The 573-nt window shown below is 51.0% G+C and carries 1 pseudogene; it reads right to left on the reverse strand.

Going from position 1 to position 573, the window contains the following annotated elements:
* Positions 1-494: pseudogene (locus H6B30_RS16065) on the reverse strand (TraG/VirB4 family ATPase); the annotation flags it as partial.
* Positions 495-573 lie beyond the last annotated feature (79 nt).

The following is a 573-nucleotide window of genomic DNA, read 5'->3' on the forward strand; positions in this document are numbered from 1 at the left end:
ACTTCCGAGGGGAGCAGCAGGGCGCGGCTTTCCGGCACTTCCGGCTGGTCATTGGCGTTTATCAGGCGGTCGATGTCTTCCATCTCGTGGTTGTACTTCTCGTAGTCGTCATCCATCTTGGAGTCTACAAGGAGCTTCTGCCGCAACTCCGCACGCTGCTTCTCCGTGAATTTCTCGAAAGGATGGAAATAGGCGTCGTAATACTCCACGATGGTCTGGTTGACTATCATGTCCTCTATCTTGCTGGGGAACGCGCTGCCCTTGAAGATGAGGAACACCAGCGATTTGAGGAAGTTCTTCTTCTCACCGAAGTTCAGCCTGTATTCCTCCTCCGTGACCTTGAAGGGGTTCATGGAGATGGGCTTCTCCTTGGAATAGGAGATGTACGTGCCGCCGTAGTAGCCGCAGATGCCCTCATAGGAGTCGCCCGTGTCCACCATGACCACATCCGTCTGCTGCTCCAACAACTGGCGGACGACCGAGTTCATGTGGAATACATATGAGAGAGTATTTATAGTTGATTATCAGCGATATAAGAAAATATCGGTACAAAAATAATCGCTGTAAGAAACA

This window comes from Marseilla massiliensis (genome assembly GCF_016899955.1).
Taxonomy (GTDB): domain Bacteria; phylum Bacteroidota; class Bacteroidia; order Bacteroidales; family Bacteroidaceae; genus Prevotella; species Prevotella intestinigallinarum.